Source organism: Robiginitalea sediminis (genome assembly GCF_002198115.1).
Lineage (GTDB): Bacteria > Bacteroidota > Bacteroidia > Flavobacteriales > Flavobacteriaceae > Robiginitalea > Robiginitalea sediminis.
Map to the genome: position 1 here is coordinate 1,268,550 of NZ_NGNR01000001.1, position 13,431 is coordinate 1,281,980.

Annotated in this window: 13 protein-coding genes; 7 read left to right on the forward strand and 6 right to left on the reverse strand. The window is 55.4% G+C overall.

The genetic code is table 11. From position 1 onward, the window contains the following. Positions 1–78: 78 nt before the first annotated feature. The 3 genes from CA832_RS05650 (at position 79) to murI (ending at position 2,316) form a co-directional block, all read left to right on the forward strand. The gene (locus tag CA832_RS05650) at positions 79–903 is read left to right on the forward strand and encodes an OmpH family outer membrane protein (RefSeq protein WP_088340562.1); all 825 of its coding nucleotides are present in this window, start codon (positions 79–81) and stop codon (positions 901–903) included. A 47-nt stretch (positions 904–950) separates the two neighbouring features. Continuing rightward, positions 951–1,460 (forward strand): OmpH family outer membrane protein, encoded by a 510-nt coding sequence (locus tag CA832_RS05655; RefSeq protein WP_088340563.1) that lies wholly within the window; start codon positions 951–953, stop codon positions 1,458–1,460. A 67-nt stretch (positions 1,461–1,527) separates the two neighbouring features. Next, on the forward strand, positions 1,528–2,316 hold the full coding sequence (gene murI, locus CA832_RS05660; protein WP_088340564.1) for a glutamate racemase: 789 nt from the start codon (positions 1,528–1,530) through the stop codon (positions 2,314–2,316). Here the strand turns inward: murI and CA832_RS05665 are convergent. Beyond that, complete coding sequence (locus CA832_RS05665; RefSeq protein ID WP_233131737.1) at positions 2,313–2,825, reverse strand: dihydrofolate reductase; 513 nt, start codon at positions 2,823–2,825, stop codon at positions 2,313–2,315. The genes murI and CA832_RS05665 overlap by 4 nt on opposite strands. Positions 2,826–2,928: 103 nt before the next feature. Here CA832_RS05665 and CA832_RS05670 point away from each other — a divergent pair, with 103 nt between their 5' ends. Together CA832_RS05670 and CA832_RS05675 are read left to right on the forward strand one after the other, a co-directional pair. Further along, positions 2,929–4,029 carry an aminotransferase class V-fold PLP-dependent enzyme gene (locus tag CA832_RS05670; RefSeq protein ID WP_088340565.1) on the forward strand — a complete coding sequence of 367 codons (1,101 nt, stop codon included), beginning with the start codon at positions 2,929–2,931 and terminating at the stop codon, positions 4,027–4,029. 164 nt (positions 4,030–4,193) lie between these two features. Next, positions 4,194–4,493, forward strand: a complete 300-nt coding sequence (locus tag CA832_RS05675; RefSeq protein WP_088340566.1) for an isoamylase early set domain-containing protein — start codon at positions 4,194–4,196, stop codon at positions 4,491–4,493. A 217-nt stretch (positions 4,494–4,710) separates the two neighbouring features. Here the strand turns inward: CA832_RS05675 and CA832_RS05680 are convergent, their stop codons facing one another. The 5 genes from CA832_RS05680 to CA832_RS05700 all read right to left on the reverse strand — a co-directional run bounded on the left by CA832_RS05680 (position 4,711) and on the right by CA832_RS05700 (position 9,536). Then, positions 4,711–5,535, reverse strand: coding sequence for a thymidylate synthase (locus tag CA832_RS05680; RefSeq protein ID WP_088340771.1), 825 nt, complete (start codon positions 5,533–5,535; stop codon positions 4,711–4,713). A gap of 111 nt (positions 5,536–5,646) precedes the next feature. Then, on the reverse strand, positions 5,647–7,023 hold the full coding sequence (locus CA832_RS05685; protein WP_233131738.1) for a NupC/NupG family nucleoside CNT transporter: 1,377 nt from the start codon (positions 7,021–7,023) through the stop codon (positions 5,647–5,649). 40 nt (positions 7,024–7,063) lie between these two features. Further along, entirely contained in the window at positions 7,064–7,699 is a 636-nt protein-coding gene (locus tag CA832_RS05690) for a bifunctional nuclease family protein (protein WP_088340568.1), read from the reverse strand. An 85-nt stretch (positions 7,700–7,784) separates the two neighbouring features. Then, a complete protein-coding gene (locus CA832_RS05695; RefSeq protein ID WP_088340569.1) occupies positions 7,785–8,753 on the reverse strand; it encodes an electron transfer flavoprotein subunit alpha/FixB family protein in 969 nt (322 codons plus the stop codon). Between the two features lie 36 nt (positions 8,754–8,789). Beyond that, the gene (locus CA832_RS05700; protein WP_088340570.1) at positions 8,790–9,536 is read right to left on the reverse strand and encodes an electron transfer flavoprotein subunit beta/FixA family protein; all 747 of its coding nucleotides are present in this window, start codon (positions 9,534–9,536) and stop codon (positions 8,790–8,792) included. 180 nt (positions 9,537–9,716) lie between these two features. Between CA832_RS05700 and CA832_RS05705 the strand changes: the two genes are divergently transcribed. Together CA832_RS05705 and CA832_RS05710 are read left to right on the forward strand one after the other, a co-directional pair. After that, the gene (locus CA832_RS05705) at positions 9,717–10,694 is read left to right on the forward strand and encodes a pyruvate dehydrogenase complex E1 component subunit beta (RefSeq protein ID WP_088340571.1); all 978 of its coding nucleotides are present in this window, start codon (positions 9,717–9,719) and stop codon (positions 10,692–10,694) included. A 155-nt stretch (positions 10,695–10,849) separates the two neighbouring features. Further along, positions 10,850–13,351 (forward strand): DUF5686 family protein, encoded by a 2,502-nt coding sequence (locus CA832_RS05710; protein WP_088340572.1) that lies wholly within the window; start codon positions 10,850–10,852, stop codon positions 13,349–13,351. The last annotated feature ends 80 nt before the right edge of the window (positions 13,352–13,431 follow it).

The following is a 13,431-nucleotide window of genomic DNA, read 5'->3' on the forward strand; positions in this document are numbered from 1 at the left end:
CCGAATTGTTAAATCGTTCATTATAAAAGATTTAATAATTTTGGCACGATATTTTCTATCCATAAATACCGTTCTGTGATGAATTGGAGAATAGCATTTTTCATCCTGGTGTTGGGCGTATGCGGTTGGAGCAACGCACAACGCGGCGTCCGTATCGCTTATGTGGATATGGAGTATATCCTCGAGAATGTGGAGGAGTACCGGGAGGCAAGCGCGCAATTAGACAACAAGGTGCTGCAATGGAAATCCGAGATCGAGGACCGGCAACGGGCCATCGACCAGCAAAAGAAGGACCTGCAGGCCGAGCGCGTACTGCTCACTGACGAGCTCATCTCGGAACGGGAAGAGGAAATTGAAATCCTGGAAAAGGAATTGCTGGATTACCAGCAGGACCGCTTCGGCCCCCGGGGAGACCTGGTGCTTCAGAAGCAGCGTCTTATCCAGCCCATACAGGACCAGGTTTTCAACGAAGTACAGAAAATTGGAGCCAATAAAAAGTATGATTTTATTTTCGATAAATCGGCGGATGTTGTAATGTTGTACTCCGAAAATCGGCACGATATCAGCGACTTGGTCCTCAGGAGTATCTCGCGGACCCGCAGGGTGAGTGCACCGGCCAAAACCCGCGAGGATAGGCTGGAAGCCTTCGAGGGAGAAACCGAGGCTCCGGTGTCCGAAGCCCTCCAAGAGCGGCAGGATCGGGCCCAGCAGGCCGAGGAGGCACGGAACCAGGCTGCAGAAGAGCGCCGCAACGAGCAACTACGCCTGAGAGAAGAACGGAAAAAGGCCTACGAGGCAAGGCGGCAGAAGCTCCTGGAGGAGCGGGAAGCCCGCCGTAAAGAAAAAGAAGATGAACGGCAAAAGGCCGTGGAACAAGAAAAAGATACAGTTGTAAACAACTGAGAAACCCGAATCCATAAATACTAAACTCAAATATCAAATTAGACATCATGAAACAATTAGTTAAGGTAGCTGTTGCGGTTGTAATGTTGGTTGCCTTCACCGCTGGGGTGCAGGCGCAGAGCAAAACAGCCCACATTAATGTGCAGGAGCTTTTGTCGCAGATGCCGGAGATGAAAGCTGCCCAGGCGGAACTTAAGAAACTGGAAGAAACCTACCGGGCCGATATCCAGGGTTCCCTGAACGAACTGCAAAACAAGTTTACCCAATACAACAACGAGGCGAGCTCCCTTTCCCAGGAGGAAAACCAGAAGCGCGCCCTGGAGTTGCAGGGGTACGAGCGCAACATCGGTGAGGCCCAGCAAGCTGCACAACAGGAGCTGGCAAAGAAACAGCAAGAACTCTTCGAGCCCATTTCCCAAAAGGCGCAGGCAGCCATCCAGAAGGTGGCAGCGGCCCAGGGCTTCGATTATGTCCTGGATGCCAGCCCAGGGTCTGGTGTTATTGTGGCCACAGGCAAGGATCTGTTGCCCGATGTGAAAAAAGAAATGGGATTCTAAAAGCGTCCTTTCAGCTAAAGCCGCCCTACCAGGGCGGTTTTTTGTTTCCACCAAAACGGGGCAATCCATGCAAGAAGCACCAATTGGGATATTCGATTCCGGGGTAGGCGGCCTTACCGTATGGGCCGATATTGGGCGTTTGCTACCCGCCGAGGACACCATCTACCTGGCTGATAGTGCCCATGCCCCTTATGGGGAGAAACCACCCGCTGCCATTGTGGAAAGGAGCCTGGCCTGTACCCGGAAACTCCTGGACCTGGGGGCGAAACTCATTGTGGTAGCCTGCAATACCGCCACCACCAATGCCATTAGCACCCTGAGGGCGCAGTTCCCGGTCCCTTTTATCGGGATAGAACCTGCCATAAAGCCGGCTGCCCTGCAATCCGACAGCGGCACCATTGGGGTATTGGCCACCCGTGGGACGCTTTCCAGCGCCCTTTTTGCCACTACCTCCCGCAGCCATGCCCGCGGGATCCGCCTTGTGGAACAGGAGGGTAAAGGCCTGGTACAGGCTATTGAATCCGGTAAGCTCGGGGCCGAAGACCTGCAGGACACCCTGCGGGAATTGGTGCAACCCATGCTGGATGCCGGGGTAGACCACCTGGTGTTGGGTTGTACGCATTATCCCTTCCTGAAGCCTATCCTGGCTGAGGTCCTTCCGTCAAACGTACGGGTGGTAGACTGCGGGGAGCCCGTGGCCCGTCAGACCCGTGCCGTTCTGGAGCGGGAAAACCTCCTGTCACCAAAGACTACTGCTGGCAGCCATTTGTTTTATTCCAATGCGGACCCCAGCGTCATGCAGGCCCTGCTCAGTCGCCTGGGAAGTACGTCCCAGGCCCGTCGCCTGGATTTCTAGGGGCGCCTGCAGAAAGTCTGGTAGGTAAAGGCATAGGAATGCCGCTCGTCCCTGGGGTGGTAAACCGCAGTTCGAAGTTCCCAGATGGCCGGGTCCAGTTCCGGGAAATGGGTATCTGCCTCGAAAGTCCCATGCACGCGGGTGAGCTCTACACTGGTAGCCAGCGGCAGGGCCTGGGCATAAATTTCACCCCCGCCTATGACAAAAACCCGGCCGTGCTCCCTTGTGGCCTCCAGGGCTTCTTCCAGGGAGTGCACCACGCGGCAAAGCGGATGTTCTGCGGCATAGGACTTCCTTCGGGTTATAATAAGGTGCTCCCTTCCGGGAAGGGGTTTGGGAAAGGTCTCGAAGGTTTTCCGCCCCATGATCATGGGGTGGCCGGTGGTTAGGAATTTAAAGCGTTTAAAATCGTCCGGGAGGTGCCAGGGCAGGTCGCCTTCCTTACCGAGCTCATTTTCCTGTCCGGCGGCGGCGATCAGAATAACTTCCCGTTCTTTTTTGGGGTCCAAAGGGTGGAAGTGTTTAGGGGCCAATGAGACGCACCTATAGGGCGGATGCGTCTGGAATGGCTTATATTTAGCGCTAAAGATACAAGAATTCCACCCTGCTCCGATGACCGATTTGCTCAAGTTCCGAAAAGGATTCCCCGTCCTCTCCCAATATACCTACCTCAATACGGCGGCCTGGGGCCCCATGCACGAAGACCTGCACGCCTGGCGGGGCGAACAGGAGCTGGATTTCCTGGTGGGCGGCAGCGATTTCAAAATAGACTCCCTGAGCCTGCTGGACCAGGTCCGTGAGCGCATCGGGGTGTGCTTTGGATGCAGCCAGGACCGCATTGCCCTGGTGCCCAATTTTTCCCTGGGGTTAAATATGTTGCTGGATGGGCTTCCGAAACAGTCCAGGGTTGTGCTCCTGGAAGGGGATTATCCTTCCCTAAACTGGCCGTTTGAGGACCGGCCATTTCAGTGCCGTCATCTGCCTGCCGATACCCGGGTGGAAGAACGCATCCTGGAGAGCCTCAGGGCCGAGCCGGCTGAAGTGCTGGCCATAAGCCTGGTGCAGTGGATCAATGGGTTACTGATTAGCCCGGAGTTCCTCGCTACCCTTAAGGAGGAATTCCCGGGACTGCTCATAGTAGCAGACGCCACCCAGTATCTCGGGGCCTTTGACCTGGATTTTGACGCTTCCGTAATCGATGTCCTGGGGGCCAGTGGGTATAAGTGGATGCTGGGGGGCAACGGCAATGGTTTTCTCCTGCTTTCCGAGGAGGCTACAACCCGCTTTCACGTTAGGACCATTGGGTTCCAGTCGGTGTTTCATGACCCAAGGCGTAGGGAAAGCGTCTCCCTGGCCCAGCGGCTGGAACCGGGCCACCTGGATACCCTGAGTTTCGGGAGCCTGTGGTTTGGCCTGGGCCTGCTGCAGGAAGTGGGCCTGGATCGGGTGGAGGCCTACAACCGCGAGCTCTGGGGGAAGGTCCTCAATGCCCTGGATTCGCGCGGGTTGCTTGCTCCCGGTATAGCCGGCAGGCCGGTACACAGCGGGATTTTCAGCATCCCCAACCGGGAGGGCTGGTTCGATGCCCTTGGCGAGCAAGGGGTGGTCTGTTCGCAGCGGGGCGGGGGCATCCGCCTGAGTTTTCACTGCTACAATACGGATGCCGACCTGCAGACTGTACTCGAGGTTCTGGACCAGAAGGGCAATCGTTGAATAACCCGTAATCCGCACAAGCGTAAAATACAAAGGTGAACGCTTTGTAAAGGGAATTTTACGAAATCCATAAATCTGGGATAACAAATTGTCTTTTAGGCCATTTTGATGTTGTTTTGCGGTGAAAATCGGGACGTACATTAATCACTTAAAAACACCTGATCATGGCAATCAAAAAACAATACCTGAAATCCAAGCCGGTATGCAAAGTAACGTTTACTGTGCCGGCAGAAGAAGCGAGCAAAGTTGCCGTTGTTGGCGATTTCAATAACTGGAACCCCAAGGGCAGCATGCTCAAGAAACTCAAGAACGGAACCTTTAAAGGTACTTTCGACCTCCCCCAGGAGCAGACCTTTGAATTCCGCTACCTGGTAGACGGCAGCACCTACATTAATGATGAGGCTGCAGACCGTTACCAGTGGAACGATTACGCCGGTGCCGAAAACGCGGTACTCGAGCTGTAAGGGACGACTATCCCATTGCAAAGCAGGAAGGGGCCGGCATTAGCCGGCCTTTTCTTTTGGGGTCACTTGGAAAGCCGGAAGGCGACCGGGATGGTGAACGCGTAGGCATTCAGCGCAAGCCTTTCTGGAGCCTGCCCCCATCCATTACAAAAAACAAGAAAGAGGCAACATAGGAGGGTCAGGGTTCGCAGCATGGTCTTTGGATGCTTGGTGTGGCCTAGACGGCAACCGCTCCTTTAATATGCGGGTGCGGGTCGTAATTCTCCAGGGTAAAGTCTTCGAATTTGAAACTGAAAATGTCCCGGACCTCCGGGTTGAGTTTCATACTGGGCAGCGGGCGGGGCTCCCGGCTGAGCTGGAGCCGGATCTGTTCCATGTGGTTGCTGTAGATATGCGCATCCCCGAAGGTGTGGATAAAGTCTCCGGGCTCCAGGTCGCAGACTTGGGCCATCATCAGGGTGAGCAGGGCATAGGAAGCAATATTGAAGGGCACGCCCAGGAAAATATCGGCCGACCGCTGGTAGAGCTGGCAGGAGAGCCTGCCATTGGAGACGTAAAACTGGAAGAAGGCATGGCAGGGGGGGAGGGCAGCCTTTCCATCGGCTACATTCTGGGCAAAACTCCGGGAGGTATCCGGCAAAACGGAAGGATTCCAGGCGGCCACCAGCATCCTTCGGCTGTCCGGGTTCTGGCGGATGGTCTCCACTACCTGGCGGATCTGGTCGATCCCCTCGCTATTCCAGTTACGCCATTGGTGGCCATAAACCGGGCCCAGGTTGCCGTTTTCGTCTGCCCATTCGTTCCAGATACGCACCCCGTTTTCCTGCAGGTACCCAATGTTGGTATCCCCGCTCAGGAACCAGAGCAATTCATGGATAATCGATTTCAGGTGGAGTTTCTTGGTGGTCACCATAGGGAAGCCTTCCTGCAGGTTAAACCGCATCTGGTACCCGAAAACACTCAGGGTTCCGGTTCCGGTCCGGTCGGTTTTGGATTCCCCGTGTTCGAGGACGTGGTGCAACAAGTCGTGGTATTGTTTCATCGGGTCAGTATTGGAAATGACGCCCGGGAGGCAGCCTCCCGGCATTGCTCAAAAATAGGGAATGGGATAAATGCAGGGCAACTGCCCGCAACACGGACTTTTCAAAACTTATCAACCCAGGATCATTCCGGCCATGGTGGCGGAGAGCAGGGAGGCCAGGGTACCGCCCAGGACGGCCTTCATCCCGAATTCCGATAGGGTCTTGCGTTGGCCGGGGGCCAGGGAACCAATCCCGCCGATCTGAATCCCGATGGAGGCAAAATTGGCAAATCCGCAGAGCATATAGGTGGCCATGATGATGGATTTCTGGTACCCCAGGTGGGCGCCGGAAGCGATGTCTTTCAGCTCGGCCAATTGGATGTAACCCACAAACTCACTGGCAGCCAGTTTAATTCCCAGCAGTTGCCCCATGAGCATGATATCTGCCGAGTCTACCCCGATCAGCCACATGACGGGCGCAAATACGGCGCCCAGCAGGGCTTCCAGGGACAGGCCGTCGTATGGGGAGTTGGCCGCGATCCAGCCGTTTACGGAGGTGAGGCCGCCTACCCAGTCCAGGACCCCGTTGATCATGGCGATAAAGGCCACAAAAACCAGGAGCATCGCACCGACATTTACAGCCAGCTTCAGGCCCTCGGTGGTGCCATTGGCAATGGCATCCAGTAAATTGGTACCTATTTTTTCCGTGCTGACCCGTATAGTGGTGTCTACCGGTTCGGTTTGGGGTTGCAGCATTTTCGAGACGACGATGGCCCCGGGCGCAGCCATTACGGAGGCGGCGATAAGGTGCCGTGCGAATTCCAGTCGCATCTCAGGGTCGTTGCCCCCGAGGAATCCGATGTAGGCTGCCAGAACGCCCCCGGCCACCGTTGCCATCCCGCCAATCATGACCAGCAGGATTTCCGAGCGGTTCATTTTTTCGAGGTAGGCTTTGATCAGCAGGGGGGCTTCGGTCTGCCCCAGGAAGATATTCCCCGCCACGCTGAGGCTTTCAGGCCCTGAAATCCCCAGGAAACGCGTTAGCAGCCAGGCCAGCCCTTTGACGATTTTCTGGATAATGCCCAGGTAATAAAGGACCGAGGTCAGGGCGGAAAAGAAGATGATGGTGGGCAGGATCTGGAAGGCAAAGACGTAGCCGATGTTGGCGTTGTCCAGGTCCATGAGGTTCCCGAAAAGGAAGGTACTCCCCGCGGCGGTGAATTCCAGGATGCCGTTGAAAAATGCCCCCAGGACATTGAAAAACCACTGGACTGCCGGCACCTTGAGGATGCCTATGGCCAAAAGCAGCTGGAGCCCTAGGCCCACGCCCACGGTCTTCCAGTTGATATGCCTCCGCCTGGCGCTGAATGCCCATGCCATAAGCAGGATCACGGCCATACCCAGGGCGCCGCGAAGCAGGGATTGCAGGCTGAAGCCCTGGTTGGGCACAATGCCTTCATGCTGGGCGGCCAGCCCGGCGGGGAGCAGCACCAGCAGCACGATCAGCATGGCCTTATGGCCGTGCCTCCCTACCCGGTTAGGGGCCGGTTTAATTTTTGTTGCGTTTGGAAATTTCATCCCTGAGGTGGGCTGCCTTTTCGTAGTCTTCGCTGGCCACGGCCTTTTCCAGCTCTTTGTGGAGTTCCTCCATGGTCATTTCCTTGTACGGGGCCGCCCCTGCCGAGTCGATTTCAACAGGTTCGTTTTCCTGCAGGATTTCATCGACCATAATACTGTCGTCCCCTTCCTCCTTATCCTTGTCCTTGGAGGAGAACTTCAGGAAGATCCCGGCCTTGTCCAGGATGGTCTTATAGGTAAAGATGGGGGCGTCGAACCGCAGGGCCAGAGCTATGGCATCGCTGGTACGCGCATCGATGATTTCCTCGATTTTGTCCCGCTCGCAGATGATGCTCGAGTAAAAAACCCCGTCCACCAGTTTATGGATAATGACCTGTTTGATCACGATGTCGAAACGGTCCGCGAAATTCTTGAAAAGATCGTGGGTGAGGGGGCGTGGGGGTTTGATTTCCTTTTCCAGGGCAATGGCGATGGACTGCGCTTCGAAGGCCCCTATGACTATGGGCAGCTTGCGGTCTCCTTCCACTTCATTCAGGATTAGGGCATAGGCCCCATTCTGGGTCTGGCTATAGGAAATCCCTTTTATCTTTAACCGTACAAGGCTCATAAGCAGAAACGAAAAAAAAGGGGAAGCTAAATAGCAGGTAGGTCCTGTTATTTAACAGCCCCTTAAAAGGACAAATTAACAAAAATTAGGCGTTCTGGGCCTTAAATTCCTTTAATTTTTCGATGAGTTCCGGTACTACTTCGAAGGCGTCGCCCACAATACCGTAATCGGCTGCTTTGAAGAAGGGCGCTTCCGGATCGTTGTTGATCACCACCTTGACCTTGGAGGCATTCACCCCGGCCAGGTGCTGGATAGCACCGGATATCCCGATGGCGATGTACAGGTTGCTGGCCACCGGTTTTCCGGTCTGCCCAACGTGCTCGCTGTGGGGCCTCCAGCCCATGTCGGATACGGGTTTGGAGCAGGCAGTGGCTGCGCCCAGGACACCAGCGAGTTCTTCGATCAGGTTCCAGTTTTCAGGCCCTTTCAGGCCGCGCCCGCCGGAGACAACGATGTCGGCATCGGCGATGGCGATTTTGTCGGTGGCCTTGTCTACCGATACGCTCCGGGTCCCGAAGGCGGCATCGGAAACCTCTGGGGCAAAGGCTTCCGCCCGGGCATCGCCCTGGGCCTCCACAGTGCCAAAAGCATTGCTGGATACCCCTATAATAGCGGTGTTCCCACTGAGTTCGGTATGGGCAAAGCCCTTGTTGCTGAATACGGTACGCCGCACCACCAGGGGGGAGGTGCTTTCAGGCAGGGCCACTACATTGGGGGCATACCCGGCCTTGAGGTTCCCGGCCAGGATGGGTGCCGCAAATTTGGCATCGGCGCTGGAACCTACAACCACTACGCGCGCACCGGTCTCGGCTACCGCTTTTTCCAGGTAGGTCGCCGCAGCACGGGCATTGAAGGTGTCCATGCGCGGATCGTTTACCTGCAGGACGCGGGCTACCCCGTAGCTGGCCAGGGCAGAAGGGTCCGTTACATTAATAGCAAGGGCAACGGCTTCGGTGCCCATGGCCTTGGCCAACTGGGCCCCGTAACTGGCAACCTCCCACGCATTTTTCCTGAAGGCGCCGTTTTCGGATTCGGTATATATAAGTACTGACATGATATCTCGTGTTAAAGGGTTATGCGAATGCCGCGGTTAGAGGACCTTGGCTTCTTTGTGGAGAAGTTCCACGAGTTGGCCAACCTGGGAAGGGTCTACCAGCTTTACCGGGCCTTTGGCCGGCGGTTTCTCGAAAGACACGTCTTTGGTGCCGGCACCCATGTCCACAGGGGGTACCACGTTGAGTTTTTTCTGGCGGGCCATCATAATGCCCCGCATATTGGGGATGCGAAGGTCGCTTTCCTCCACCAGGCCTTTTTGCCCTCCGATTACCAGGGGCAGGGAGGTCTCGATGGTTTCCTTCCCCCCGTCGATCTCGCGCACCGCCTTGGCCGAAGTGCCCTCTATTTCGAGGCCAATGCAGGTATTCACAAAATTCATATCGAGCATGGCCGCCAGCATCCCGGGGACCATCCCGCCGTTGTAGTCGATAGATTCCCGACCGGCGATGACCAGTTCGTAGCTGCCGTTTTTGACTACTTCAGCCAGCTGGCGGGCCACAAATAACCCGTCTGTAGGCTCGGCATCGATGCGGATGGCTTCGTCTGCGCCAATGGCCAGGGCTTTACGCATGGTGGGTTCCACCCCGGGACCACCCACGGTGGCTACGTGCACGGTGGCGCCCTGTTTTTCCTTCATCCACATGGCCCGGGTAAGGCCAAATTCGTCGTTGGGGTTGATCACAAACTGGACCCCTGTGGTATCGAAGGCCGACTGGTCGGCGGTAAAGTTAATTTTAGAGGTGGTATCAGGGACGTTGCTGATACAGACAAGTATCTTCATATCTCGGTTTTTTAGTCCGTAAACGGGTCGCTAAGATAGCTATAATATTTGAAAATTACTATGCATGCATAATAAAAATTTTCCCATTTTTTGGCCCATCCCAAAGGGGAGTTGCCCGATAATTTCTATTTTTGTGCCCGCTCGGGCACTACAGGCCCGGGGTGAAAAAGCAAGACGCATATGAGGACGATTCAATTCAGAGAAGCCATTGCCGAAGCCATGTCGGAAGAGATGCGCCGGGACGACTCTATTTACCTGATGGGCGAGGAGGTAGCCGAATACAACGGTGCCTACAAGGCTTCCAAGGGGATGCTGGACGAGTTCGGGCCCCGCCGGGTGCTGGATACCCCCATCTCCGAGTTGGGGTTTGCCGGGGTTGGCGTGGGTTCTGCCATGAACGGAAACCGTCCGATTATCGAATTTATGACCTTTAACTTCTCCCTGGTGGGAATCGACCAGATCATCAACAATGCGGCAAAGATGCGGCAGATGTCCGGGGGGCAGTTCAACATTCCCATCGTGTTCCGCGGGCCCACTGCCTCAGCCGGCCAGCTGGCCGCTACCCACTCACAGGCTTTTGAGAGCTGGTTCGCCAATTGTCCGGGCCTGAAAGTGGTAGTGCCTTCCAACCCCTACGACGCCAAGGGACTCTTGAAATCTGCTATCCGGGACGATGACCCGGTCATTTTCATGGAATCCGAGCAGATGTACGGCGATAAGGGCGAAGTGCCGGAAGGGGAATATACCATCCCCCTGGGAGTAGCCGAGATCAAAAGGGAAGGGACCGACGTCACCATTGTTTCCTTCGGAAAGATCATTAAGGAAGTATATACAGCAGCGGAGAAACTGGAGGAAGAGGGGATCTCCTGCGAGGTCATTGACCTGCGTACCGTGCGCCCCATGGATATTGACAGTATCCTGACTTCGGTAAAGAAGACTAACCGCCTGGTTGTGGTGGAAGAAGCCTGGCCTTTTGGCAATGTGGCCACGGAAATTACCTACCAGGTGCAGGACAAGGCGTTCGATTACCTGGATGCCCCGGTGGTAAAAATCAATACGGCAGACACCCCTGCTCCCTATTCCCCCGTATTGCTGGAGGAGTGGCTGCCCAACAGCGAGGATGTCATCAAAGCTGTTAAGAAAGTGTTATATGCTTAGGGCATCGGAAATCTAACCGTAATTTAGTATCGCCGGCCCTAAAGCCGGCGAACCTTTTTTACTCCTGCCTATCCGACACAATTTTACCCCCGGAAAAGAATAATGGTTTTAAAGCGCCTTAAGGACTATACCTCAAGGGCGAAAAACAAGATACAATGCCCATACGCAAATGGTTGTGGTTTGCCGGTATGGTTATGGGGCTGCTGTCAGCCCAGGCCCAGACCAAGGTAGGCGGAATCGTAGTGGACCAGGACGATGTACCGGTGGCCTTTGCCAACGTGGTGCTGGCCGGGTCCTCGGACGGGACCATCACCAATGACAACGGGAGATTTTACCTGGAGTCCGATGGGGTGTACGATACCCTGGTAGTCTCCTTTGTGGGGTATGCCACACGCGAAATCGCCTTGCCGGGCCGCGTCAATATGGAGATGCGGATTGTCCTGGAGGAGGGCACCCAGTTGGACGAGGTGGTGGTCTATGTGGGGCGCCAGTCCAAAAAGAACAACCCCGCGGTGGAAATCCTCCGTAAAATCTGGGCTAAGAAGCGGGCCAACGGACTTCGGAAATTCGACCAGTATACCTACGACGAGTACGAGAAAATAGAGTTCGATCTCAATACCATAGACAGCGCCCTGATGCAGAGCCGGGTGTTCCGCGGTCTGGAGTTTGTCTTTGACGATTTAGACACTTCCCGGATTACAGGGAAGACTTACCTGCCTATTTTCCTGAACGAGAAGTTTACCCGCGTGCATGGAGACAATCGCATGGGGCTGGAAAAAAGGGATATCCTGGGGAACAAGAATTCCGGGTTCAACAACAACCAGGCGATAATAGCCTTTGTGCAGGACCTCTACTCCCAATACGATATCTACGACAACTACCTGAAGTTTTTCGACAAGAGTTTTACCAGCCCGCTTTCGCGCACCGGGGTGGACACCTATAACTATGTTCTGGCAGACAGCGCCTTTATTGACAATAAGTGGTGCTACAACATCATCTACTACCCGCGCCGCAAGAACGAACTCACCTTTAAGGGGGATTTCTGGGTTAACGATACTACCTACGCCATCAAGAAAATAAACCTGGAAGTTACCCGCAGTGCCAACATCAATTGGGTAAAGGAAATCTACATCGAGCAGGAATTTGACGTGCTGTCGGATTCGGTTTTCCTGCTCAAACGGGATTACATGCTGAGCGACTTCTCCTTCAACAAGAAGGAATCCTCCCGGGGGGTCTATGGCAAGAGGACCACGGTATACGACAACTACCGGTTTGACCAGCCCAAACCACGGGAATTCTACAGCGGGGAGGCAGACCCCTTCGACCCCGGCGTGTATGAGCGCCCGGACGAATTCTGGGCCACCAACCGCCTGGAATCCCTCAACAAGGACGAGAAGGGGATTTACGCCCTTCTGGATACCCTGCGGACCGTCCCGAAATTCCGGTCCTATTACAATTTGGTAAGTATCCTGGGTTCCGGGTATGTGGAAATAGACAAATGGGACATCGACCTGGGTGATATTTACAGTGTAGTAGGGTTTAACGATGCTGAAGGCTGGCGGTTCCGAGGGGGGGCGCGGACGTTTTTCGGGCAGAATGACCCCTGGCGCCTGGAGGGGTATATGGCCTACGGGTTCTCGGACCAGAAATTCAAATACGGCATTTCGGGTAAATGGCTGCTGGACAGAAAGCGGCGGCTGATCCTCTCCGGGGGTAACCGCAGGGATGTGGAACAGATGGGCCTGAACCTGACGGCCACCACGGATGTGCTGGGCCGCAGCATCGCTTCCGGCTCCGTGCTGACCGTGGGCAACAACGACCGCCTGACCAACATCAACCTTACAACAGCGGCCCTGGAAATGGAACCCCTGCGCAACCTCCGGCTGCGCTTTGGGGGCTCGTTCCGCACCCTGAAATCGGCCTTGCCGGAAGCCTTTAGCCTGGATTACCTGGATCCGGAGGCCCCGGGCGGCATCGCCTCCCAGATCAGGCAGTTCGACCTGATTACGACTCTGATCTATACGCCGGGGCGGCGTACCCTGGGCTACGGGGTGGAGCGCCGGGACGTCAATGACAACTACAGCACCTTGTTTTTACAATACACCCGGGGCCTGGAAGGGTTCCTGGAGAGCGACTTCGATTATGCCAAATGGCAGTTTTCCTATACACAGCCCTGGCAATTGGGCGGCTTCGGCCGCCTGCGCACGACCCTGGAGGCCGGGAAAACCTTCGGGGAGGTGCCCCTGGGCCTGCTCAGCGTGGTGCCCGGCAACCAGACCTTCTTTTCCATCTATACGGCCTTCCCGAACCTGGATTTCTATGAATTCGTGACCGACACCTATGTGGCGGCACACCTGGAACACAATTTCAACGGAAGGCTTTTTTCCAGGATTCCGCTGCTGCGGGAGCTCAACCTCAGGGAGATAGTGGGCCTGCGCGGGGTCTGGGGGGAGTTGTCGGAGGCCAACCGCCTGCTGAGCAGCCCGGCCAACATTCCCCTGCGCGCACCGGACGAGCGCATTTACTGGGAATACTCCTTCGGGGTGGGCAACATCTTTAAAATTTTCCGCATCGATTTTAATTTCCGGGGCAACTACCTGGGCCTCCCCGATGCGCGTGCCTTTAGCGTAACCGGGGCCTTCGGCTTTCATTTCTAGGTGTTTGCGGAAGGGCTGCCGCATGGGCCTGCAACCGGAAAAAACCCTTTTAAAATCTAAACCGTTTTTACTACTTTTGC